This is a genomic window from Luteipulveratus mongoliensis, assembly GCF_001190945.1.
Lineage (GTDB): Bacteria > Actinomycetota > Actinomycetes > Actinomycetales > Dermatophilaceae > Luteipulveratus > Luteipulveratus mongoliensis.
The window spans coordinates 3,985,646-4,009,183 of record NZ_CP011112.1 but is presented as its reverse complement, the minus strand read 5'-3'; the positions used below and the strand labels follow the sequence as shown (position 1 = coordinate 4,009,183).

At 68.3% G+C, this 23,538-nt stretch carries 19 protein-coding genes; 13 read left to right on the top strand and 6 right to left on the bottom strand.

The genetic code is table 11. The features are described 5' to 3' along the window. The first annotated feature begins 117 nt into the window (after positions 1 to 117). Complete coding sequence (locus tag VV02_RS18990) at positions 118 to 2,370, top strand: alpha-L-fucosidase (protein WP_052594061.1); 2,253 nt, start codon at positions 118 to 120, stop codon at positions 2,368 to 2,370. A 68-nt stretch (positions 2,371 to 2,438) separates the two neighbouring features. Here VV02_RS18990 and VV02_RS18985 read toward each other — a convergent pair whose 3' ends face one another. Then, positions 2,439 to 4,541, bottom strand: coding sequence for an NPCBM/NEW2 domain-containing protein (locus VV02_RS18985; protein WP_083450285.1), 2,103 nt, complete (start codon positions 4,539 to 4,541; stop codon positions 2,439 to 2,441). Positions 4,542 to 4,827: 286 nt separating this feature from the next. Between VV02_RS18985 and VV02_RS18980 the strand changes: the two genes are divergently transcribed. The 4 genes from VV02_RS18980 (at position 4,828) to VV02_RS18965 (ending at position 9,309) form a co-directional block, all read left to right on the top strand. After that, on the top strand, positions 4,828 to 6,330 hold the full coding sequence (locus tag VV02_RS18980) for a right-handed parallel beta-helix repeat-containing protein (RefSeq protein ID WP_169787719.1): 1,503 nt from the start codon (positions 4,828 to 4,830) through the stop codon (positions 6,328 to 6,330). Between the two features lie 77 nt (positions 6,331 to 6,407). Beyond that, positions 6,408 to 8,585 (top strand): NAD-dependent DNA ligase LigA, encoded by a 2,178-nt coding sequence (gene ligA / locus VV02_RS18975; RefSeq protein WP_052597263.1) that lies wholly within the window; start codon positions 6,408 to 6,410, stop codon positions 8,583 to 8,585. Then, positions 8,582 to 9,070, top strand: coding sequence for a mycothiol transferase (locus VV02_RS18970; RefSeq protein ID WP_052594054.1), 489 nt, complete (start codon positions 8,582 to 8,584; stop codon positions 9,068 to 9,070). The genes ligA and VV02_RS18970 overlap by 4 nt, the downstream gene beginning before the upstream one ends. Further along, a complete protein-coding gene (locus tag VV02_RS18965) occupies positions 9,067 to 9,309 on the top strand; it encodes a glutaredoxin domain-containing protein (RefSeq protein ID WP_052594049.1) in 243 nt (80 codons plus the stop codon). Before VV02_RS18970 ends, VV02_RS18965 begins: the two co-directional genes overlap by 4 nt. A 7-nt stretch (positions 9,310 to 9,316) precedes the next feature. On the opposite strand, the gene VV02_RS18960 is transcribed toward VV02_RS18965, so the two are convergent. After that, positions 9,317 to 9,922, bottom strand: coding sequence for a TetR/AcrR family transcriptional regulator (locus VV02_RS18960; protein ID WP_052594047.1), 606 nt, complete (start codon positions 9,920 to 9,922; stop codon positions 9,317 to 9,319). A 76-nt stretch (positions 9,923 to 9,998) separates the two neighbouring features. Between VV02_RS18960 and VV02_RS18955 the strand changes: the two genes are divergently transcribed. Beyond that, positions 9,999 to 11,504 carry a DHA2 family efflux MFS transporter permease subunit gene (locus tag VV02_RS18955; RefSeq protein ID WP_052594046.1) on the top strand — a complete coding sequence of 502 codons (1,506 nt, stop codon included), beginning with the start codon at positions 9,999 to 10,001 and terminating at the stop codon, positions 11,502 to 11,504. Positions 11,505 to 11,559: 55 nt separating this feature from the next. Here VV02_RS18955 and VV02_RS18950 read toward each other — a convergent pair whose 3' ends face one another. Beyond that, entirely contained in the window at positions 11,560 to 12,684 is a 1,125-nt protein-coding gene (locus tag VV02_RS18950) for a serine hydrolase domain-containing protein (RefSeq protein ID WP_052594044.1), read from the bottom strand. Between the two features lie 219 nt (positions 12,685 to 12,903). Here VV02_RS18950 and VV02_RS18945 point away from each other — a divergent pair, with 219 nt between their 5' ends. Continuing rightward, positions 12,904 to 13,467 (top strand): DUF4333 domain-containing protein, encoded by a 564-nt coding sequence (locus VV02_RS18945; RefSeq protein WP_052594042.1) that lies wholly within the window; start codon positions 12,904 to 12,906, stop codon positions 13,465 to 13,467. Here the strand turns inward: VV02_RS18945 and VV02_RS18940 are convergent. After that, positions 13,454 to 14,545, bottom strand: a complete 1,092-nt coding sequence (locus VV02_RS18940) for a WD40/YVTN/BNR-like repeat-containing protein (protein ID WP_157063465.1) — start codon at positions 14,543 to 14,545, stop codon at positions 13,454 to 13,456. The genes VV02_RS18945 and VV02_RS18940 overlap by 14 nt on opposite strands. Before the next feature lie 92 nt (positions 14,546 to 14,637). Between VV02_RS18940 and gatC the strand changes: the two genes are divergently transcribed. The 4 genes from gatC to VV02_RS18920 all read left to right on the top strand — a co-directional run bounded on the left by gatC (position 14,638) and on the right by VV02_RS18920 (position 18,876). After that, complete coding sequence (gatC, locus tag VV02_RS18935) at positions 14,638 to 14,934, top strand: Asp-tRNA(Asn)/Glu-tRNA(Gln) amidotransferase subunit GatC (RefSeq protein ID WP_052594039.1); 297 nt, start codon at positions 14,638 to 14,640, stop codon at positions 14,932 to 14,934. 30 nt (positions 14,935 to 14,964) lie between these two features. Beyond that, positions 14,965 to 16,500, top strand: coding sequence for an Asp-tRNA(Asn)/Glu-tRNA(Gln) amidotransferase subunit GatA (gene gatA, locus VV02_RS18930; RefSeq protein ID WP_052594037.1), 1,536 nt, complete (start codon positions 14,965 to 14,967; stop codon positions 16,498 to 16,500). After that, on the top strand, positions 16,497 to 18,008 hold the full coding sequence (gene gatB, locus VV02_RS18925) for an Asp-tRNA(Asn)/Glu-tRNA(Gln) amidotransferase subunit GatB (RefSeq protein ID WP_052594035.1): 1,512 nt from the start codon (positions 16,497 to 16,499) through the stop codon (positions 18,006 to 18,008). Before gatA ends, gatB begins: the two co-directional genes overlap by 4 nt. A 142-nt stretch (positions 18,009 to 18,150) precedes the next feature. Beyond that, the gene (locus VV02_RS18920) at positions 18,151 to 18,876 is read left to right on the top strand and encodes a class F sortase (RefSeq protein ID WP_245633131.1); all 726 of its coding nucleotides are present in this window, start codon (positions 18,151 to 18,153) and stop codon (positions 18,874 to 18,876) included. 13 nt (positions 18,877 to 18,889) lie between these two features. Here VV02_RS18920 and VV02_RS18915 read toward each other — a convergent pair whose 3' ends face one another. Further along, positions 18,890 to 20,821, bottom strand: a complete 1,932-nt coding sequence (locus VV02_RS18915; RefSeq protein WP_052594031.1) for an RNA polymerase sigma factor — start codon at positions 20,819 to 20,821, stop codon at positions 18,890 to 18,892. After that, positions 20,818 to 21,948, bottom strand: coding sequence for a PQQ-dependent sugar dehydrogenase (locus VV02_RS18910; protein WP_052594029.1), 1,131 nt, complete (start codon positions 21,946 to 21,948; stop codon positions 20,818 to 20,820). Before VV02_RS18910 ends, VV02_RS18915 begins: the two co-directional genes overlap by 4 nt. Before the next feature lie 58 nt (positions 21,949 to 22,006). Between VV02_RS18910 and VV02_RS18905 the strand changes: the two genes are divergently transcribed. Both VV02_RS18905 and VV02_RS18900 read left to right on the top strand, forming a co-directional pair. Continuing rightward, complete coding sequence (locus tag VV02_RS18905) at positions 22,007 to 22,933, top strand: 2-hydroxyacid dehydrogenase (RefSeq protein WP_052597259.1); 927 nt, start codon at positions 22,007 to 22,009, stop codon at positions 22,931 to 22,933. Positions 22,934 to 23,006: 73 nt separating this feature from the next. Beyond that, positions 23,007 to 23,528: a SixA phosphatase family protein gene (locus VV02_RS18900; protein WP_052594027.1), complete on the top strand. Its 522-nt coding sequence runs from the start codon at positions 23,007 to 23,009 to the stop codon at positions 23,526 to 23,528. Positions 23,529 to 23,538 lie beyond the last annotated feature (10 nt).

The window sequence follows — 23,538 nt, the reverse complement described above, 5'->3', positions numbered from 1 at the left end:
AAGAGCGCCTCTAGATCGGATCTTTTGGTGACAGATCTCACAAATCGTCGCCAAATGGTGGCTATCCTCTGACGCACAGCCAACAGACATCGGATCTTTCGTCAACGGAGATGTGAGATGAAGCTCAGACGACACAGCAGGCGTACGACCCTCCTCGTCGCCGCGCTGGCGACCACTGCGCTGACGGTCGGGACGGTGTCGTCCAGCGCGTCAGCGACCTCGGTCGATCCGGTGCCGCCGCACGGCTCGACGAGCACACCTGACTACGAGCCGAACGCGGACTCGCTCGACACCCACCCCGTGCCGAGCTGGTTCAACGACGACAAGTTCGGGATCTTCATCCACTGGGGTGCCTACTCGGTGCCCGCATGGGGACCGCGCGGCAGCTACGCCGAGTGGTACTGGAACTACATGAACACCGCGGGCACGCCGACCAACGATCACCACCGCGCGACGTTCGGGATCGGGAAGACGTACGACTCGTTCATCGATGACTGGAAGGCCGAGAAGTACAAGCCGGCCGACTGGGTGAAGCTGTTCAACGACGCTGGCGCGAAGTACTTCGTGCTGACCTCCAAGCACCACGAGGGCGTCGCCCTCTGGGACACCAAGACGAGCACCCGCGACGTGGTCGATCGAGGACCGCACCGAGACCTGGCCGGCGACCTGTTCAAGGCGGCGCGCAAGGACGGTCGGCTCAAGGCCGGCTTCTACTACTCGCTCTACGAGTGGAACAACCCGAACTACACGGGCAAGCCGGTGACCAACCCGTACACCGGCCAGGAGATCCCCTACACCGGGGTCGAGCCGACGAAGGACTACGTCCACACGTACATGCAGCCCCAGCTCAAGGAGCTGGTCGACCAGTACGACCCGGACATCATCTGGTGCGACGGACAGTGGGACAAGCCCGCTTCCTACTGGGACATGGCGCCGGTCATCGCCGACTACTACAACAAGGCGAAGAACCGTCCGAAGCCCAAAGAGGTCGCCGTCGCCAACCGGTGCAAGACGCGCACGGGCGACCTGGACAGCCCCGAGCTGGACTTCCAGACACCGGAGTACACCGTCAAGGACGACATCGACCCGGTGAAGTGGGAGGCGAGCCGCGGCATCGCGCACTCCTACGGCTACAACTCCAACGAGCCGGAGTCGGACTACCTGACCTCCGACCAGCTGATCGACTCGCTCAGCGACATCGTCAGCAAGAACGGCAACCTGCTGCTCGACATCGGGCCCAAGGCCGACGGCACGATCCCTGACCTGATGCAGTCGCGACTGCGCGACATGGGCTCCTGGCTCGGCGTCAACGGTGAGGCGATCTACGGCACCACCTACTTCAACCATGCCGAGGACAAGCACAGCAACGTGCCCGTTCGCTACACGGTCAAGGACGGCAACCTGTACGCCATCGCGCAGTCCTGGCCCGGCGCCCAGCTGACGCTCGGCGGCGACCTGCCCTTCGCCAAGGGCACGCAGGTGAAGGTGCTCGGCGGCGACGGCAAGGCGCTGCCATGGCAGCGCGCCGCCGACGGCACGGTTCACATCACGGCCCCGGCGCGCGGCACAGTCAAGACCGACAACGCCTTCGTCTTCAAGATCTCGACGCCAGGCGTGAAACAGCTGGTGCGTGCGAGGTTCGACGTGCCGCCGGAGATCGTTCCCGGCACCAGTGCGAAGGCCTCGGTCGCGCTGACCAACACCGGTCGTACGCCGATCACGCACCCGCTCGCGAAGTTCACCGCGCCCGCGGGCTGGAAGGTGACTCCGGCAACAGGCTCGATCGGCACGATCCCGCCCGGCGCCACCGTCACCGTGCCGATCACGATCAGCGTCCCGGAAGGCTCGGCGCGGGGGTCGTACGACCTGAGCGTCACGACGTCGGGAGGCAAGGTCAGCACGACGGCGACCACGAACGTCAACGTTCAGCTGCCCAACCTCGCACTCGGCAAGGCGGCATCGCAGGCGAGCACGGCGTACGACGCACCGGCCGGTCGAGCGGTCGACGGCAACACCAACGGTTCGTTCGGCTCGGGATCGGTCACGCACACCGCCGAACCGTCGTCGCAAGCCTGGTGGCAGGTCGACCTCGGCGCGTCGCGCTCCCTGACCGAGACCTCGATCTGGAACCGCACCGACTGCTGTGCCGACCGGCTGGCGAAGTACTGGATCCTCAGCTCCGACAACCCGATCACGGCGAACTCCTTGGAGGAGGCGCGCGCGACACCCGGCGTGACCGCGGTCCGCCAGGAAGCGACTGCGGGCCGGCCGACGACGGTTCCGCTCAAGGGTGTGAAGGGCCGCTACGTTCGGATTCAGCTGGAGTCCACGACCAACCCATTGGCGCTCGCGGAGGTTCAGATCCGGTAGCGCGACTCGCGCTCGTTGACCGGCCCGCCCCCTGGTAGGGGAGCGGGCCGGTCGCGTTGGAAGGGCGGTCAGCCGCAGGAGGCGGTGGCGCCACCCCAGTCGGCGTGGTCGTAATTGGCTCCGTCGCCGCCATCGGTGGCACGCAAGGTGACGAAGGCCGCGTGCGGCACCTGCGCGGTCAGCGTCCGTGCCGGGTCGGCCGACGTCATGTCCGTGCTGGCGACCTTCACGCCGTCTGCCCAGATCTCGAATCCGGCGGCGTTGCCCTTCTCACCGGTCTCGTCATCCAGGCCGACGTTCGCGGTGACTGACGTGCAGGCACCGTCCAGGAACATCGTGACCTCGCTCGGGGCGTTCGTGCCGATGCCTTCGGCGAAGGTCTTGCCCTGGATCGTGATGGTCGAGCCGTCGCCGGCGGCGTCCTCACCGTTGCTGGTGTTGCGTTCGACGGGGCCCCAGGCATTGCTGGTGGACACCCACGACGCACCGCCGAGGGCGACCGTGCCGGTCCCGATCGGCACGGCGTACTGCAGTGCGGTGCCGCCCGCGGTGCTGACCTGTCGGCCGTCCTTGAGCAGGTAGGTCGTGGTGGCACTCAGCGATGTCGTTCCGGGTCGCAGCGTGCTCGGGGCGGTGACCGCCCAGGTGACGACGGACGTCCCACCCGGCTTCACTGTCGCCGTACGGGTCTTGCCCACCGGGCGTACGCTCCACCCGCCCGGCGCGGAGAGACCGGTGCTGGCGTTGGTCACCTTCTGGGTCCCGTGATTGGTGAAGGTCGTGGTGACAACCACCGTCTGGCCTGGCTTCACCAGCGAGGGTCCGTCGGGGTACGCCGTCGGAGCTGATCCGCTCAGCGTGGTCTGCGGCGGGTAGACCTTGCTGCCGGCCGGCGACACCCGGTAGAGCACGGTGCCGTGTGCGGGCACCGAGCTCGAGATGACACCGGTGGTCTGGGTGGTCTCCTTGGACCAGAGGTCCTTGAGGTAGTAGGACGGATGGCCGGTGAGGCCCGCCGCTGCTGCCGTGGTGTCGATGAGTGCCGGGGCATCGGTCTCGTTCAGCAGGGCCACCGCGACGTCTCCGTTGGCCAGCGGTTTCACGAAGACGTGGCGCCCGCCCGCGTTCTCGATCTCCTTGCCCTGCACGCCCTTCGCGTCCTGGTCGATCGCGATGACGTCCTTGTTGAGCAGGATGTCGCGCGTCTCCGGACTCTCCGTGCGCAGGTCGCTGCCGATGATGAGGGGCGCGGCCATGATCGACCACATCGAGAAGTGCGTGCGGTACTCCGTGTCGGTCATGCCGCCATTGCCCACCTCGAGCATGTCGGGGTCGTTCCATCCACCCGGCCCTGCGAACGTGTCGAGCTTGGCGTTCGACGTGAGGATGGACAGCATGCTGCTCCAGCTGTCGCTGATGTCGCCGGTCGTGCGCCACATCGGCGCACCGACCTTGTCCTTGGCCCAGGTCCAGGGCTCGAGGTTGCCCCACTCGCACAGCGAGTAGACGATCGGGCGGCCGGTGGCCTTCAGGGCGTCGCCCATCTTCTTGTACCTGGTGATGTACTGCGCCTGCGTGGTGTCACCGAGGTGGTTGCAGTTGTCGTACTTGAGCAGGTCATAGCCCCAGTCGGCGAAGGTCTGGGCGTCGGTGGACTCGTAGCCGAGGCTGCCCGGGTAGCCCGCGCACGTCTTGGTCCCGGCCGACTCGTAGATGCCGATCTTGAGTCCCTTGGAGTGGACGTAGTCAGCGACCGCCTTCATGCCACTCGGGAACTTCACCGGATCGGCGACGAGGCGGTTCGTGGCGGGGTCCCGCTGCTTGGTCATCCAGCAGTCGTCGATGTTGACGTAGTTGTAGCCGGCGTCCTTGTAGCCCTGGGTGACGAAGAGGTCCGCCGTCGCCTTGATCAGCTTCTCGGACACGTTGCAGCCGAAGGAGTTCCAGTCGTTGAATCCCATCAAGGGTGTCGGCAGATCTGCGCCCGCCGTGGTCGCGGCGGCCGGCGGCGATGTCGGCGCTGACGTCGCTCCGACGGACGGCGCCGCAGCGGCCACGCCGAGTCCGGAGACCATGACCGCGGTGACGCCGACGGCTGCTGCTCCTCCTCTCAGGGTGCGCTGCCGTCGCAGGTGGGGTCGTACCTGATGTCGCGGGGTTGACGTACTCATGCTTGCCAGCTCCTTGTGCGCGGGGTGAGGGGCAGGAACAGTGCTCGACGGTGTACTGCGCGCCAACTCGTGGTGAGCAGATGTGACCAAAAACACGCTATGTTGATCAGGTTCACGCATGAGAGATGACGATGATCGGATCTTTGATCGAGCGATCAAGTTTCTTGATGAACGTTGACCCCCGGATGGCCTAGTTGGCCGCTACTCTCGCGCCGGCCGCGAGACCAAACATCCGATCTACGACCTCTGGAGATGTGAGATGACGTCGCGAGGACCCAGCACCTGCTTGACCCGACGTACTTCCTCAGCCCTTGCGCTCGTCGTTGCTCTTGTCATGGCTGCGGTCGGGTTCGTCCTGCCGCGTTCGGCGAGTGCTGGGCCGCGGTCGTACTACGTGGACTGCTCGGGTGGTTCGTCGGGTCTGGGCTCCTTGGCCGAGGTGAATGCCCTCACCCTCCGGCCGGGCACCACGGTGCTGTTCAAGCGCGGCAGCCGCTGCACGGGGACGTTCGCGCCGCGTGGTGCCGGCGCGGCGGGTGCGCCGATCCGTATCGGGGCGTACGGCTCCGGAGCACGGCCGGTGATCGATGGCAACGGTGCGCCGGATGCGGTGCTGCTGCAGAACACTCAGTGGATCGAGCTGCGTGACCTGGAGGTCACCAACGCCGCGAGCCCTGGTGGCAACCGGCGCGGCGTGCATGTCCGCCTGAGTGACTACGGGACGGGTCGGCACTACGTGCTGCAGAACCTGTACGTCCACGACGTCTGGGGCGATGACACCAAGAGCACCTCGGGCAGCGACGGGATCTTGTTCTCCGTCGTTGGTGACGTCCGGGCGAGCGCGTTCGACGACGTACGGGTGACCGGCAACACGGTCAAGGGCGTGAACCGAGGCGGGATCCGGTTGGTGGTCTCGGAGTGGGAGCAGCGTCCGCAGGTCGGGTCCACCGGGCCGGTCACCAAGCCGTGGACGGCCAACACCCGGATCGTGGTCGCCGGCAACCAGGTGTACGACGTGGGCGGCGACGGCATCGTCATCCTGACCGCACGGAACGCTCTGGTCGAGCACAACCGGATCGATGGCTTCCAGCGCCGGTCCGCGGGCTACAACGCCGGGATGTGGCCGTGGAACTCCGACGGGACGACGTTCCGCTACAACGAGGTCTCCGGTGGTGAGACGACCCGCGACGGAATGGCCTTCGACGTCGACCAGGGCACGGACACAACGGTTTTCGAGTACAACTACAGCCACGACAACGCCGGCGGCTTCGTGCTGCTGTGCAACGCGACCGGCCGTGTCGCGAACGCGGTGGTGCGCTACAACGTCAGCCAGAACGACGTGTTCCGTGGTGTCGAGATGTGCTCGGGTGGGATCGAGAGCGCGCACGTGTACAACAACACGATCTACGTCGGCCCGGGCCGCTCGATGACGGTGATCAACGAGAACACGACCGCACCGCACCATGTCCGGTTCGACAACAACATCGTGGTCAAGGCCGGCGACGGGACCGCGAACCTGCGCCTGCAGCCCGGCACCGCGGTCAGTCCGACGCACAACACGTTCGTCAACGTCAGCGGTGTGGAGTCCAATCCGGGCGGCTCGACCGCTGACCCGCTGCTGGTCGCGCCAGGCACCGGCGCGGCCGGGTACCGTCTGCGGGCCGGCTCACCGGCGACCGGTGCAGGAACCGTCATCTCGGACAACGGCGGGCGCGACTTCTACGGCAACCGCGTGCCCCGGGACCGGGCGCCGAACATCGGCGCCTACGAAGGTCGTGGCGTCGGGTAGGGCTGGAGGTCTGGCCGGGCGTCGCGGGTAGCGCGGCAGCGCCGGTCAATGTCACTGCGGTGCGGCAGGATGAGCGGGTGAGTACGACGGAGCAGCCCCCAGCCGACCCGGAGACTGACGGGCCGGTGCCCGATGACGTACGACACGAGTGGGAGGACGTGGCCGAGCAGGTCCGCGGCCATCAGTTCGCCTACCACGTCAAGGACACGCCGACCGTCAGCGACGGCGAGTACGACGGGCTCATCCGCCGCCTCAACGAGATGGAGGAGGCGCACCCCTCGCTGCGGACGCCGGACAGCCCGACCCAGCAGGTGGGCGCGACCTACTCCACGGAGTTCACGCCCGTTGACCACGTCGAGCGGATGCTCAGTCTCGACAACGCCTTCAGCGCAGACGAGCTGGCTGCGTGGGCGGCTCGCGTCGAGCGCGACTCCGGGGGAGCGGAGGTGCACTTCCTGTGCGAGCTCAAGATCGACGGGCTCGCGGTCAACCTGCTCTACGAGGATGGCCGACTGGTTCGCGCCGCGACCCGCGGTGACGGCCGCACAGGCGAGGACGTGACCCTCAACGTCCGCACCATCGAGGGCATCCCGCACCAGCTCAAGGGGGACAACATCCCGGCGCTGGTCGAGGTGCGTGGCGAGGTGTTCTTCCCGGTCGAGGACTTCACCGCACTCAACGTCTCCCTGGTCGAGCAGGGCAAGCCGCCGTTCGCCAATCCCCGCAACACTGCTGCAGGTTCGCTGCGACAGAAGGACCCGAGGGTGACCGCGAGCCGCAACCTGCGGATGCTCGTGCACGGCATCGGCGCGCGGACCGGCTTCGACATCACCCGCCAGTCACAGGCGTACGACCTGCTGGGCGGCTGGGGGCTCCCCGTCTCGACGCACTCCAAGGTCGTCAAGGACATCAAGGCCGTGCAGCGTTACGTCGACAAGTACGGCAAGTCGCGCCACTCGGTCGAGCACGAGCTGGACGGGGTCGTGGTCAAGGTCGACGAGGTGTCGGTGCAACGGCAGCTCGGCTCGACCTCGCGGGCGCCGCGCTGGGCGATCGCGTTCAAGTACCCGCCCGAGGAGGTCAACACCAAGCTCCTCGACATCCGCGTCGATGTGGGCCGCACGGGCCGAGTGACCCCATTCGGCGTGATGGAGCCGGTCAAGGTCGCCGGCTCGACCGTCGAACGGGCGACGTTGCACAACGCGTTCGAGGTCACCCGCAAGGGCGTGCTGATCGGCGACACGATCGTGCTGCGCAAGGCCGGCGACGTCATCCCCGAGATCGTCGGTCCGGTCGTCGACCTGCGCGACGGCTCCGAGCGCGCGTTCGAGATGCCGACCGACTGCCCGGCCTGCGGCACGCCGCTGGCCTACGAGCGCGACGGTGACAAGGACATCCGCTGCCCCAACGCGCGGCACTGCCCCGCGCAGCTCCGCGAGCGGCTCTTCGGGCTGGCCGGCAGGGGAGCGTTCGACATCGAGGCGCTGGGCTGGGAGGGCGCGACTGCGCTGCTGGACTCCGGTGTGCTCGCCGATGAGTCCACCTTGTTCGACCTCTCGACCGAAGACCTCGTCAAGGTGCCGCTCTACACCCGAGCGGCCAAGAAGACTGACGCCGAGGACGCAGTTGTCGATGGAAAGACGTTGTCTGCCAACGGTGCTCGGCTCATCGCCAACCTCGAGCAGGCCAAGCAGCAGCCGCTGTGGCGCGTGATCGTGGCGCTGTCCATCAGGCACGTGGGACCGACAGCCGCTCGGGCGCTGGCCTCGGAGTTCCAGTCGATGGAGGCGTTGCGCGAGGCCGACGCCGAGCGCATCGCGGCGACCGAGGGTGTCGGGCTGGTCATCGGCGAAGCCGTCGTGGCGTGGTTCGCCGTCGACTGGCACGGGCAGATCGTCGAGCGGTGGGCAGCCGCCGGTGTGCGGATGGCCGACGAGCGGGACGAGTCCGTCGTACGCACGCTGGAGGGCCTCACGATCGTCGCCACCGGTTCACTCGAAGGCTTCTCACGCGATGAGATCAAGGAAGCCATCGTGACGCGCGGCGGCAAGGCGTCCGGGTCGGTCAGCAAGAAGACCGACTTCGTGGTCGTCGGGGCCAACGCCGGCACCAAGGCCACCAAGGCCGAGGAGCTCGGTCTGCGCATCCTCGATGAGTCCGGCTTCCGCACCCTGCTCGACGAGGGTCCGTCCGCGTTCGCTGAAGCCGACGACGAAGCGGCCGACGACGAGACGGCGTCGGAGGACGATACATGACCGAGACATCACCGTCCGTGGCGCTGGATGACGTCCTCGTGCACGTTGACCGTGCGTTGAGCGGCATGCGTACGACGCTCGAGTCGCTCGGCGACGACCTCGCCAACCGGCGCCCTGACCTCGAAGGCGCCAACTCTGCGTACGTCATCGTCACGCACTGCCTGGGCGTCATGGAGTTCTGGGCCGGTCAGGTCATCGCCGCGAGGGCCATCGATCGGGACCGAGCGGCGGAGTTCGTGGCGACAGGCACCGTGGACGACCTGGTCACGCGAATGTCGTTGCAGCGCAAGCATTTTGAGCAAGACCTGGAGGCGTTCGACGGCGCAGCGCCCCCGCCCGGTCCGCTCGATGACCGGGACCGCGAAGACATGCCGCAGTTCACCCGTACTCAAGGCGGCGTGCTCATGCACATCTACGAAGAGCTCGCCCAGCATCGCGGCCATCTCGATGTGACCGCAGACCTCGTTCGCAAGGAGCACAGATGAGCGCGCACGACGTGACGATCTACTGGCGGCCTGGGTGTGGCTACTGCACCTCGTTGCGGGCCGCGCTCGGGCCCGACGGCTCGCGCGCGCAATGGCGCAACATCTGGGAGGACCTCGAGGCGGCCGAGGTCGTTCGAGGCATCAACAACGGCAACGAGATCGTGCCGACCGTGGTGATTGACGGCAAGGGCTACACCAACCCCGACCCGGCCCTGGTGCACGAAGCCCTGCTCGAGTGACGAGGGGTCAGGTGCGCGCCGCCTGATGCGCAGCGAGCTTCTCGAGCCCGGGTCCGAACGCGCAGTCGGCGAGCTCCCGCAGCGCAGGATCGTCGTCGCGGTGCTCCGGAGCTTCCATCGCCAGCAGCGTGTTGAGCAGCATGCCGTGAGCGATGAACTCGCGGGCACGCTCAGGCGGACATCCGGTCCGGTCGCGTAGGAGCCGATAGATCTGGGCCATCGACGCGCGAGACTGAGCCCCGACCTCGGGGATCGAGCTGGCCAGGAAGCCATGGGTCATCACCATCAGCAGGTCGCGGTCGGCGACCAGGTCGGCGTACGCCTGACCGAGCCCCGCCCAGTACTCCTCGCTGTCGGGCGCGGCAGTCTGACGGTCCATCTCGCCCTCGAACGTGGCCACGATCGCGTCGCACGAGCGGGTCAGGACCTCCGTGAAGAGCTCCGCCTTGGTGCCGAAGGTGCGGACGACGTAGGGCTGTGAGACGCCTGCCTCGCGGGCGATCGCGTCCGTGCTGGTGCCTGCATAGCCGCCGCGGGCGAACGCTCGGGCGGCCGCGTCCAGCAGCTGCTCACGGCGATCGGTGGCGCTCATTCGGGTCGTTTTGGTCACCATGGTTGACAAGGTTATCAGTTGATAACTAACGTGCTGCTCGGACAAGTAATCATTCAATGCTTACAAAGGAGTGGTCATGGGTACCGCAACCGTCGACCGGCCCGCGGACGCCGGCTCCCCGCCGGCCTCAGCGCGCCGGCGCGTCCCGATCTGGCTGGTGCTGCTGGCGACCTCGTTGCCGATGTTCATGGCCACCCTGGACAACCTGGTCATGACCAGCGCGCTCCCGGTCATCAGCACCGACCTGCACCCGTCGATCGGCCAGCTGCAGTGGTTCATGAACGCCTACACGCTGGCGTTCGCGACGCTCATGCTCCCGGCGGCCACCCTGGGCGACCGGCTCGGCCGCCGACGGATGTTCCTCGGCGGCATCGCGGTCTTCACGCTCGCCTCGATCGCCTCCGCGCTGTCCACAAGTCCCGAGACGCTGATCGCGGCCCGAGCCGTCCAGGGTGCCGGCGCGGCGGCGATCCTGCCGCTGTCGTTGACCTTGCTGGCCGGCGCCGTGCCGGTTGCGAAACGCCCTCTCGCCATTGGTATCTGGGGTGGCGTCACTGGTCTCGGAGTCGCTCTCGGCCCGGTGGTCGGCGGCGCTGTCGTCGAAGGCATCTCATGGCAGTCGATCTTCTGGATCAACGTGCCGGTCGGCATGCTGGCCGTGCCGCTGGTGCTCTGGGTACTGGACGAGTCCTTCGGGCGACGCAGCCGGCTCGACGTGCTCGGCGTGCTCCTGGGTGGAGCGGGCATCTTCGCCGGCGTCTGGGCGATCGTGCACGGCAACGACGACGGCTGGACCTCAGCTTCGGTGCTCGGCACGCTGGCCGTCTCGGCGGCCGCCCTCGGTGCGTTCGTCGTACGGGAGCGGCGGGTCTCGTACGCCGCGATGCCGACCCGCCTGTTCAGGTCGCGCAGCTTCGCGATGGCCAACGTCATCGCGCTGGCCTTCTCGATCGGCATGTTCGGTGCGGTGTTCCTGCTGTCGCAGTACCTGCAGATCGTGCTCGGCTACTCACCCCTCGAAGCGGGCATCCGCACGCTGCCCTGGACAGCTGCTCCTATGGTGGTCGCGCCCATCGCCGGCATGCTGGCGCCGCGGGTCGGCGTACGTCCGTTGCTGACCATCGGTCTGATCCTGCAGGCGGCAGCGCTGGGTTACCTCGCGCTCGTCATCACACCGGGCGCCGGCTACACCGAGCAGATCCCGGGGCTGATCCTGGCCGGTGTCGGCATGGGTCTGACGTTCGCGCCCAGCGCGACCGCGGTTCTCTCGGACATGGCCGAGGCGGACCACGCGACGGCCAGCTCGGTGAACGCCACGGTCCGCGAGATCGGTGTCAGCCTCGGTGTGGCTGTGCTGACCGCGGTCTTCCTGGCAGCGGACGGGCACCTGACGCCCACGGGCTACGCCGACGCCCTCCGGCCGGCGCTCCTCGTCGGCATGGTCAGCGTCGCGCTCGGGATCATCCCCGCGTTGCTCCTGCCCGGCAAGAAGGCAGCGGCAGAGAGCTCGTACGCACAGGTGACCGCGGCGCCTGCCGAGGCCACTGCGGCTGAGGTCCCTGTCGCGGCAGCGCAGGTCTAGAGCAAAGCGAGCTGGGCGATCGCGCTACACGGCGCGGTCGCCCAGCTGCTCTGTGTCAGCGGTCTCCGCAGATCGCGGCGTCGATGTAGCTGCCTACGGCTGTGTCGCTGTTGGCGGAGTGGTTCGGCGTGAGCGCGATGGTGACGCCACGTCGGGTGTCCGCCGAGACGTACGACCATGACTGGTAGGAGACCGCGTCGCCGTCATTGCCGTACACGCGGACATGGCAAGGCGTGTCGCGCCAGGCCAGCCCGAGCCCGTAGGCGTGGCCCTCGACGGCCGGCCGCTCCATCTCCTTCAGCAGATGTGCCGGCAGGAGCCGACCACCCAGCAATGCCCTGAAGAACGCGTCGAGGTCGGGCGCGGTGGAGATGATCTCTCCGGAGGCACCGAACAGGGACGGGTTCATCCGCGTGAAGTCGACGAGAGTCATCTCGGACTCACCGTCGCGCACCAGGGGCGCATAGCCGTGCGGGTGCGGCCCAGGGATCTCCACCGACGTGCCCGGCATGGTGGTGTCGCGCAGGTGAAGAGGTCTGATCAGCCGTCGCTCGATCTCCTCGGCATACGAGTGACCCGTCGCCTTCTCGACGATCTGCCCGAGCAGCAGGTAGTTCGTATTCGAATAGGAGAACGTCTTGCCCGGCGGATCGGACGTCGGTGGCTGCGTCACGGCGCGCGCGATCAGCTCGGCCGCCGTCCAGGTCCGCTCGCGGTTGTCGAGGAACTCCTGCGACGGTGGCAACGGGATCGTGGGTCGGTAGTCGGGCACGCCGCTGGTGTGGTTCATGAGCTGGCGCAGCGTGATCCCCTCGCCGCCCGGGACCACGCCAGGCAGCCACGACTCCACCGAGTCCTCCAGCCCGAGCTTTCCCTCGGCCGTGAGCTGCAGGACGACCGTGGCCAGGAATGTCTTGGTGATGCTCCCGGCACGGAAGCGGCTGTTCCCGGGCACGGGTCGGTCGCTGCCGAGCTTGCTCACTCCGCTCGTCCCTCGCCACGCGTCGTGCGGGGTCCGCACCAGGGCCAGGCCGCCGACCGATCCGTGGTCGACGACCTCGTCCAGCCGTTGTTGTGGACCGGCTCGGCCGGAGCCGTCAGCCGTCGCGGCAGCAGCCCCAGCGCTTCCCATGATCAGTACGACCGTTGCAGTCGCCAGTGCTCGTCGCACTCGTTGCATCAGCTCTCCCAGCTCTCGTCGGATCGCGTCGACGCTAGGAGGGCACAGCCCAAGGGCGCATCACCGTACGGAGCCATCGCTCGTCGTACGGATGAGTGACTCTCGACTGGTCCTCTGGTACGACGTGGTGCGCTCCAGCGTTGCGAAGACGTCGCCTCGCCGGCCGTGTCATAGTGCGGCATCTCCGCTGCGGAGGCCCTGCTCGAGAACACGGTCCACATGTCTGACCTGACACCGCCCAACGCCGACCCGTACGCCGCCCCCGACGGCGCGACACGCGTCCCTGCCGATACGAGCAGGACGCCGGTACCACCCAGCAGCTGGCCGACAGGGCACGCCGCTGCATGGAGCCCAGCAGCGCCTCCGGCGCCGTCGTCCTCCAACGGCTTGGCGATCGCGGCGATCGTTCTCAGTGGAGTGTCTCTGCTGATCGTGCTCGGGGCCGGCTTCTTGGTCTTCCTGGGTGTGGCCTTCGCAACCGGGTTCGATGAGTGGGACGGCCCTATGGACGGTGGCCCTGCCCTGCACGGAACCGCAGCCCAGGTTGTCGACGGACAGCCCTACGACGGCGCTCGCCTTGCCGGAGAGGTCGCACGGATCTACGAGGACCAGAACTGGTCACCCGAGGGATTCACCTGCGACGAGGTCAGCTCCGTCGCTCCCGGCGCAACGAGTGAGTGCCGCGGCGACATGGACGGCGACTCGATCCACGTGTCCGTGGAGTTCGAGGATGCTCAAGGCCACTTCGTGGTGCGGGACGACTTCGGCGTCAGCGGCGGGTGAGCTGAGCGACCGCGCCATGCGGCCCGGACGCCCAGCACGTCCCGTCATTGGCGCAGTGAATGCCGTCGAACGCCTTGGTGTCCAAGGCTTTCCAGCTGCGGCCGAGGTCCGTGCTGACGTCGCTGCCGGTCGGGCCGACGGCGATGACGTTGTGGCCGCTGCGCGGATCGAACGCGACGCCGGAGCGGTAGCCGCTGAGCGGCGTACTGCTCGGACTCCACCAGCGGCCGCCGTCCTCGGACGTCGCGGCGGCCTTGGTCCCGTCTGTCGGCGCGGTGTAGTCGCCGCCGACCATCACGCCACGGTGGCGGTCACGGAACGCGACGCTGTAGATGCCGGCCGCCTCACCGCCGCGGATGGGAGCGGGCATCACGGTCCAGGTGTCACCGGCATCGGTCGTGTGGAACACCCGCGGCGTCTTGCCGCCGGTGACGAGCCAGTAGTCCTCGCTGCCGAAGCCGGCCCGCTGCGCGGTCACCAGGCAGGTGCCGGAGGCGGCGAAGCCGAACTCGCCGTCGAGCGCCGCGGGCATTCCGGCTGTCGGGAGCACCGACCAGGACTTGCCCCCGTCGGTCGTCCGAGCCATGCGGATGTGGCCGTCGACCGGGTCGCTCATCGCCAGGCCGACCTTGCGGGAGCTGAACGCCATGCAGTCGTAGAACGCCGGCTCCTCGGCGTTGCGGAACGCCTCGGTCCACGTCTTGCCGCCGTCACTCGTGCGGAAGATGCGTGAGTCTGACCCGTTGCCGATCGACAGCGCGACGGCGTGCCGGGAGTCCCAGGCCTCGATGTCGCGCAGCGCGAGTCCGGCGGTCTTGGCCGCAGCGGGGGAGACGTCGGTCCAGGACCGACCGCCGTCCGTCGTACGCAGCACACTGCCCTTCTCACCGCTCACCCACGCGACCCGCCCGCTCACGGCAGCCAGCCCGCGGTACTGCTCGTCCGCGCCGGTGCTCCGGTCGGTCCAGCCGTACGACGGATGGTGGCTCGGCCGGTCCGTCGCGGAGGCGTGTGCGGTCGGCACGACACCCATGGCGAGGACCAGCGCGGGGGCAAGAGTGAGGATGGCTCGCTTCATGCCCTCGAACGTAGCGGCGCGTCTCCGGTCGCGGGCGACCTTCAGCCTGCTCGCCTCCGGACCCACCCGGGCGCGGCACTAGACTGCCGCGCATGTCCACGCTCTCCCGTGACGAGGTCGCTCACGTCGCCATGCTCGCCCGTATCCAGCTCTCCGATGACGAGCTCGACCACCTCGCCGGCCAGCTGGACCAGATCGTGGAGTTCGTCGCCGGTGTCGGCGAGATCGCGGCGGACGACATCCCGCCGATGTCGCACCCGCTGCCCCTGAGCAACGTGACGCGCCCCGACGAGGTCCGCCCGAGCCTGACGGCCGAGCAGGCGTTGTCCGGAGCACCCGCCAGTGAGCTGCAGCGCTTCGAGGTGCCGCGCATCCTGGACCAGGACTGACGAGCCGAACCACTGAGAGAGATCGCTCCCTTGACTGACATCACCCGGCTCACTGCTGCCGAGATCGCCGACCGCCTGACCCGCAAGGAGATCAGCTCGGTCGAGGCCACGCAGGCCCACCTGGACCGCATCGCCGCCGTCGACGGCGATGTGCACGCGTTCCTGCACATCGACTCCGAGGGCGCGCTGGCCGCGGCCCGCGAGGTCGATGACCGCCGGAGCAAGGGCGAGGCCCTGTCCCCGCTGGCCGGCGTACCCATCGCCGTCAAGGACGTCGTCGCCACCCAGGGGCAGCCGACGACCGCCGGCAGCAAGATCCTCGAGGGCTGGATCCCGCCGTACGACGCCACGCTGGTCTCCCGGCTGCGCGCCGCCGGTCTGCCGATCCTCGGCAAGACCAACATGGACGAGTTCGCCATGGGCTCCTCGACCGAGCACTCGGCCTACGGCCCCAGCCACAACCCGTGGGACCTCGAGCGGATCCCGGGCGGTTCTGGAGGAGGCTCGGCGGCGGCCGTCGCGGCGTACGAAGCACCGCTGGCGATCGGCACCGACACCGGCGGTTCGATCCGCCAGCCCGCCGCAGTCACGGGCACGGTCGGGGCCAAGCCGACCTACGGTGGCGTCTCGCGTTACGGCCTCATCGCGCTGGCCAGCTCGTTGGACCAGGCCGGCCCGTGCACGCGCTCGGTGCTGGACGCCGCGCTCCTGCACGAGGTCATCGGCGGGCACGACCCGATGGACTCCACCTCGATTGACGCGCCGGTGCCTCCGGTGATCGCGGCTGCCCGCAAGGCCGACATCAAGGGCTTGCGCATCGGCATCGTCAAGGAGATCTCCGGCGAGGGATTCCAGCCCGGGGTGCAGCAGCGCTTCGAGGAGTCGGTGCAGCTGCTGGTCGACCGCGGCGCCGAGGTGGTCGAGGTGTCCTGCCCGACGTTCAAGCAGGGCCTGGCCGCCTACTACCTGATCCTGCCCAGCGAAGCGTCCTCCAACCTCGCCAAGTTCGACGCCATGCGCTACGGCCTGCGCGTCAGCCCCGAGGGCGTCGACAGCCCGAGCGCCGAGCAGGTCATGGCCGCCTCGCGCGACGCCGGCTTCGGTGACGAGGTCAAGCGCCGGATCATCCTCGGCACCTACGCGTTGTCGAGCGGCTACTACGACGCCTACTACGGGCAGGCCCAAAAGGTCCGCACTCTCATCGCTCGCGACTTCGCCGCAGCCTTCGAGAAGGCCGACGTGCTGGTCTCGCCGACGGCGCCCACCACGGCGTTCAAGCTGGGTGACAAGCTCGACGACCCGATGGCGATGTACCTCAACGACGTGGCCACGATTCCGGCGAATCTTGCTGGTATCCCTGGCCTTTCGCTCCCCAGCGGCCTCGCGGACGAGGACGCTCTGCCCGCCGGCTTCCAGATCCTCGCACCAGCCACGCGGGACGACCTGATGTACGGCGTCGGCGCGGCTCTCGAAGCAGCCCTCTTCGAGAAGTGGGGCGGGCCGCTCACTCCGCCCGAGCTGACGTCCGCGACCGCCGAGCCGACCGCCAAGGAGGCGCTCCGATGACCACGACGACTGCGGACGCGGTGTTGCCCTACGACGAGGTGCTCGAGAAGTACGACCCGGTCATGGGGCTCGAGGTGCACGTCGAGCTGGGCACCGCGACCAAGATGTTCTGCGGCTGCGCGACCGGTTTCGGAGCCGATCCCAACACCCAGACCTGCCCGGTCTGCCTGGGCCTGCCCGGCGCGCTGCCGGTGGTCAACGCGGTCGCGGTCGAGTCCGCGATCCGGATCGGCCTCGCGCTCAACTGTCAGGTAGCCGAGTGGTGCCGCTTCGCGCGCAAGAACTACTTCTACCCAGACATGCCGAAGAACTTCCAGACGTCGCAGTACGACGAGCCGATCGTCTTCGAGGGCTACCTGGACGTGGAGCTCGACGACGGCGAGGTCTTCCGCGTCGACATCGAGCGTGCGCACATGGAGGAGGACACCGGGAAGTCGCTGCACGTCGGCGGCTCGACCGGCCGTATCCAGGGCGCGGACTACTCGCTGGTCGACTACAACCGCGCCGGAATCCCCCTGGTGGAGATCGTGACCAAGCCCATCCAGGGCACGGGCGAGCGCGCTCCCGAGGTCGCCCGGGCGTTCGTCGCGACGCTGCGCGACCTGCTCAAGGCGCTTGACGTCAGCGACGTCAAGATGGAGCAGGGCTCGATGCGCTGCGACGCCAACGTCTCGCTGATGCCCAAGGGCGCCACCAAGCTCGGCACCCGCACCGAGACCAAGAACGTCAACTCGCTGCGCTCGGTCGAGCGAGCCGTCCGCTACGAGATGTGCCGTCACGCGGCCGTGCTCGACGGTGGCGGCTCGATCCTGCAGGAGACGCGGCACTGGCACGAGGACACCGGCGTCACGACGTCCGGCCGCCCCAAGTCGGACGCCGATGACTACCGCTACTTCCCGGAGCCGGACCTGGTGCCGGTGGCGCCGTCCCGAGAGCTCGTCGACCGGCTGCGGACGACGCTGCCCGAGCCTCCGGCTGAGCGTCGCAAGCGGCTCCAGTCCGCCTGGGGTTACAGCGATCTCGAGATGCGCGACGTGATGAACGCCGGCGCTGTCGAGATCATCCAGGAGACCGTCGCCGCGGGTGCCTCGCCGGCCGCGGCCCGCAAGTGGTGGACGGGTGAGCTGGCTCGTCGGGCCAACAACGAGGGCAAGAGCGTCTCGGACTTCAACGTCACGCCGGCTCACGTGGCCGAGCTCGACGGCATGGTCACGGCCGGTCGCCTCAACGACTCGATGGCCCGCCAGGTCCTCGAAGGCGTCATCGACGGCGAAGGTTCACCGACGGCCGTTGCCGACGCGCGCGGCCTGGAGCTGGTGCAGGACGACGGCGCGCTCGAGGCCGCCGTCGACCAGGTCATCGCTGACAACCCGGATGTCGCGGACAAGGTCCGGGACGGCAAGGTCCAGGCGGTCGGCGCGCTCATCGGCCAGGTCATGAAGGCGATGAAGGGCCAGGCCGACGCGGCCAAGGTGCGCGAGCTCCTGGTCCAGCGACTCACCTCCTGATCCGGCCGATCCCGTCGCCCGAGGGCGGCAGGTTTCGTACGATTGGGTCGCCTGCGGGCAACGGGGGTCCTCGGCGTCGAGCGTCTTTGTCGTGCCCCGATGCCAGCTCCCCAAACCATGAGAGGTTCTTGACCTGATGAGCATGACCACGACTCCGAAGTCCCGCTCGCTCCGCGCCGCGGCGGGCGCACTGGCGCTCGGGGTGCTGCTGGCCGGGTGTGGCGGCTCTTCGGACGACGCGTCGTCGCCTCTCGGCGACAGCAGTACTGCCGCGAGCACTCCGGGCGCGCCGAGCACCAACGCGCAGACCCCTGGGGCGACGGGCTCGGTGCCCGCTGTCGGGGAGATGAAGCCGGACGGCAACGGCACCGGTGTCAACGGTGCGACGCGCGGGGCGACCGACGGGGGAGCGGCAACGTCGGGCAAGCCGGTTGCCGGCGCCCCGACCCGGCTCTCGATGCCGACCATCGGGTTCAACCGGTCGCTCGCCTCGCTCGGGGTCAACGGCCGCGGCGAGATCAGCCCTCCGGCCGGTGTGGCGCAGTGGTACAACAAGTCCGTCAAACCCGGGCAGACGGGCATCTCGGTCATCGCCGGCCACGTCATGTACGACGGTCCGGACGTGTTCTACAAGCTCGACAAGCTGTCGGTGGGCGACGTCGTGACGGTCGGCTTCGGCAACGGCGCGCAGAAGAAGTTCAAGGTCTACGACGAGGCCTCGATCGACAAGAAGAAGCTGCAGACCGATGCCCGGGTCTGGGGCACCTCCAGCAAGCCGGTCCTTGCGCTGATCACCTGCGACGCGTCGTCCCAGGTCGTCGGCAACCACCACGTCGACAACTACGTCGTCTGGGCCTCACCGGTCTGATTCTTCTCGACCGTCAGTAGGTCCTGGTTGTCATCGTGTCCGGACCATTCTGAGCGAACGGGTCCTGCTCAGACGCCGTGATCAGTGGCCACGAGCCGAGCGCCTTGCCGCCCGCATCCTTGGTCTCGACCCGGACCTTGAGCGGGTCGACGTACCACGCGGTTGTCGCCAGCGGTCCACGGAAGACCCCGGGTGCGATGCGCTTGAGCCCGATCTGCTTGGCACCCGGGCCGCTGAACGTCACGCTCGATGCCCCGGGCGCGAGCAGCACGATCGTCTGCTTGTCGCTGTCCGTGATCTCCACAAGCGGCATCGGTCGGCCGCGCCAGTAGCGAGCGTCAGTCGGGGTGTCGGTGAGGGCTTCAGGCCCTGGCGCGCCCTGTCCGTCGGCGCCGGACTGCGACACGGCGCTGCTCCTGAACACGGTGCCGTCCGGTTTGCGCATCACCACCATGGTGGCCGTCCAGTCGACGTCGGGACCCGTCACGGAGGGACCGTTCTGGGACGCAGAACCCGGAAATGAGGGTGACGCCGGCGCCTTGTAGCGGAAGGTCTGCTGATCCAGGAGCGTGACCTGCGCGACGGGGATCCGGTGGTTCGAGGCGAAGGTGCGGAGCAGGCTCTGTACGACCGACTCCGTCTTCGGAGGCGCTTGCAGTCCCTCGAGGTCGCCGACCATGGTGGCGAGCGCTGCCTGCCCGCCATCCGTGGTGACCATGACGACGTCCGGCCCGGTCGCGGGGAGCGTCATCGAGGCGGTGCCGTCGGTGAAGGGCAGCCGGGTCTCCGTCCTGGTCGCAGTGCCGTCGAGGTGATAGGTCGGCCCGGGCGAGACCTTGACGGGCTTGGCGCCGACCGGTGCCAGCACGAGGAGATCACCGGCGCCATCAGCCGGCCGACGGATCAGAGCCACGACTCCAAAGCCGTCCGCGACCGCGGGCTTGAGAGTGTTCAGCGGGGCACCTCGCTTGCCGCTCCAGACCAGGAGCCCGGTCTGCTGAGCCTCCGACACGTCGGCGCTGTAGCCGATCACGAAGCGGCTCTGCCCGATATCGCCGGCGAAGATGAAGCGGTCGATGTAGACCGGCTGGTCCCCTCCGAACATGCCGTCCAGCTGCGGCGAGTCACGCAGCGGGTCGAGCAGCTCAGGATGCGCACTCAACGAGCCGCGCAACGGCCAGTTCTTGATGTCGTCGCTCCGGGCATCCAGCGCAGGCGGAGCAACTGAGGTCGACCTGGTCGGCGAGGGCTGGCCATGCGGCTTCGGGTCGTCCCGGAGCGCGAGTGCTATCCCGCCCGCCGCGATGAGGGCTGCCACGAGCGCAGCCAGCGCAACCACCGTCGTACGTCTGCGGCGATGGTCGGCTTGGGAGAGGGCGAGCTGTGTTGTCTCCCAAGGGTGTTCGCCATCGACCGCGAGATCTGCGTGAGCGCGCAGAGCGGGGCGCAGCTCCGACTCGATCTGAGCGATCGACCACGACGGCGGGCAGACTGGCTGCAACGACCGGAGGCCGGACTGTCCTTCGCCTGCCACTTCGTTCGAGGTGCGTTCGAGGACGTCGCCGATCTCGTGGTCGGTGAGGTCCTCGACCGCCTGAAGTGCAAGGACGAGGCGCTGCTCGATCGGGAGGGTGCTGAACGCGGCGACGAGGTCGGCCCGCGTACGCGCCAGCTCGTCCAGCGCGAAGTCCTCGGGAGCATCCTCAGGGAAGGCCGGGGCACGACCCTCGGCCTCCGTACGACATCGCCGGACGAGCCGGCGAAGCGCAGCTGTCGCCGGGGAGCCGTTGAGGTCGGTCCACGACCGCCTGGTGTGGATGAACGTGTCGAGGACGGCCTCGTGAGCAGTTCGCTCGTCGCCGATCACCAGGTAGGCGACATCGAGCCAGCGGTGCCAGCGAGCCTCGACCAGCTCGCGGAATCCCTCGTCCTCAGCGGTGCTCACAGCGGCGGTCGCATTGCGATCACACGGTCGTCGTCATCGCTGGGCGACCCCCGGAAGGTGTTGCTGGTGACGATCCAGAGGCGACCATCGCTGGCACGCTCCACCGTACGGATTCGCCCAAGTTGGTTGTCCAGCAACCGTTCTGGTGTGCCGGCGGTGATGCCGTTCAGTGGGACTCGCCAGAGTGCCCGACCGGCGAGGGCGGCCATGTAAGCCGCTCCGTCCGTACCGATCGCCAGCCCGCTGGGTGAGGAGTCCGAGGTCCGCCACTGCACCAGAGGGTCGACGTACGGCGCACGGTTGCCCTTGCCCTCGACCACTGGCCACCCGTAGTTGGCGCCTTTGCGGATCAGGTTGAGCTCATCCCAGGTGTTCTGCCCGAACTCGCTGGCGAACATCCGGCCCGCGCTGTCCCAGGCGAGCCCCTGCACGTTGCGATGGCCCCAGCTCCAGACCGGTGAGCCCGAGTTCGGGTTGTCCGTAGGTGCATTGCCGTCCTGGTCGACGCGCAGGATCTTGCCGCCGAGGGACGACGTGTCCTGTGAGTGGCTCGTCTCACCGGCATCACCCGTGCCGATGTAGAGCCGGCCGTCGGGACCGAACTCGAGTCGACCGCCGTTGTGGTGATCGGCGTTCGGAATGCCTTGCAGGATCACGCGATCCGCGTGCAACGCCTTGCCGTCGAAGGTGAATCGCTCGACGCGGTTGTCCGAGCCGGTGGTGTAGTAGACGAATACCCTTTTGTCAGAAGCGAACTGAGGCGACACGGCGATGCCGAGGAGGCCGCCCTCGCCATTCGGCTCGACGCCGTCGATCTTGCCGACCGACACCGGTTTGGCGCCCTCTCTGATCTGCAGGACCTCGGCCTTGTCGCGCAGGGTGAGTAGTGCGCTGCGGTCGGGCAGGAACGCGAGGCCCCACGGCACGTCGAGCTTGCTCGCCACCGTGGTGCGCGACTCCGATGAGCTGGTGGGTGCACCACCGCTGCTCGGTGCGGGCGCGGGGGCGCTGGCCGACGAGCCGGCCGTCGACCCTGAGCTCTCAGGAGGGCTCGACTCGCAACCGGTGAAGGCCACGACTGCGACGGCAGCGGCCGTGCAGGCGGTGCGGATCCGACGAGTGCCCATGACTCATTGTGCAGGGGTGCACCGGATCCTGCTCCGTGTCACGCGTACCTTTCCGAGCATGGCTGTCGTTGTGTCGCTGCCCGACCAAGAATGGATCGCCGAGCTGGGCGTGCTGCCCGGTGTGGACCTGGTGCACTGGGATCTGAAGGCTCCGCCGGAGCGTGACGACATCGAGGTCGTGATCCCGCCCTACATGGGCTCGCCGACGAGGTTGGAGCAGCTGGCGAACGTGCCTCGCCTTCGCGCGGTCCAGCTCGTGACGGCGGGCTACGAGCACGCGGTGCCCTACCTACCCGAAGGCGTCGTCCTCGCCAACGGCGCTGGTATCCATGACACCTCGACCGCCGAGCTCGCGCTCGCGCTGAGTCTCGCTTCGCAGCGCGGCATCCCGGACTTCGTCCGCGCTCAGGAGACCGGCCAGTGGTTGCGATACGCCGGCGCACCCTCCCTGGCCGACCGGCGAGTGCTGGTGGTCGGCTACGGATCGATCGGACGCGCAATTGCCAAGCGGCTCAACGCTTCTGAGGCGCACGTGACCGCTGTCGCGTCGCGGGCCAGGCAAGGCGACGACCTGGTCGAGCGCGTGCATGGAGTGGACGAGCTCCCGACGTTGCTGCCGGATGCCGAGGTCGTCATCCTCATCGTGCCGCTGACCGAACGCACTCGTCACCTGGTCGACGCGGAGTTCTTGAGCGCGCTGCCGGACGGTGCATTGGTCGTCAATGTGGCGCGTGGCGGCGTCATCGACACGGACGCCTTGCTGGCCGAGTGCTCGGCCGGCCGACTCCGGGCGGCTCTCGACGTGACGGATCCCGAGCCGCTGCCGGCCGAGCATCCGCTGTGGCGTGCGCCCGGCGTACTCATCAGTCCGCACATCGGCGGCGCGAGCTCGGCGTTCGTCCCGAGGGCCCTGGCCTTCCTGAAGCGTGAGCTGACGGCGTACGCCGACGGGCAGGGTCTGTCGCACGTGGTGCACCCCTCCTAGGGCTGACTTCCGGACCCGGAAGGGCGGCGCCGCCTCTCGTGCTTTGGTGCGTTCGGCTGACATGCTGAATGTCATGAACGACGCCACCCACCGGCAGCTCGTGCTGATCCGGCACGCCAAGGCCGAGGACCCCGAGGCCAAGGTCGACCACGACCGCTCCCTGAGCGAGCGGGGCAGGGCTGACGCTGACGCGGCCGGCCGCTGGATGCGGGAGCAAGGCATCGCGCCGGACCTGGTGCTGTGCAGCACGGCGGCTCGGACGCGTGAGACCTGGGCCGGCATCGTCGAGGCGAGCAAGCTCGGGACCGTGGTCGAGCACGACCCGCGTATCTACAACGCACCCGCGCAGCGGCTGCTGGGGGTGGTGCGTGAGGCCGACCCCGACGCCATCACGCTCGTGATGGTCGGTCACGCGCCGGGGCTCCCGGACCTCGCTGCCACCCTGCAGGACGGCGAGGGAGACGAGGACGTCCAGGAACGTCTGGCCGAAGGTTTCCCGACCTGCACGGTCGCCGTCCTCAACGTCGACACCGACTGGGCCGACGTGGCGCCCCGTGCAGCGCGGCTGCGCACCGTGTACACACCGCGCGGCTGAGGACGCTCAC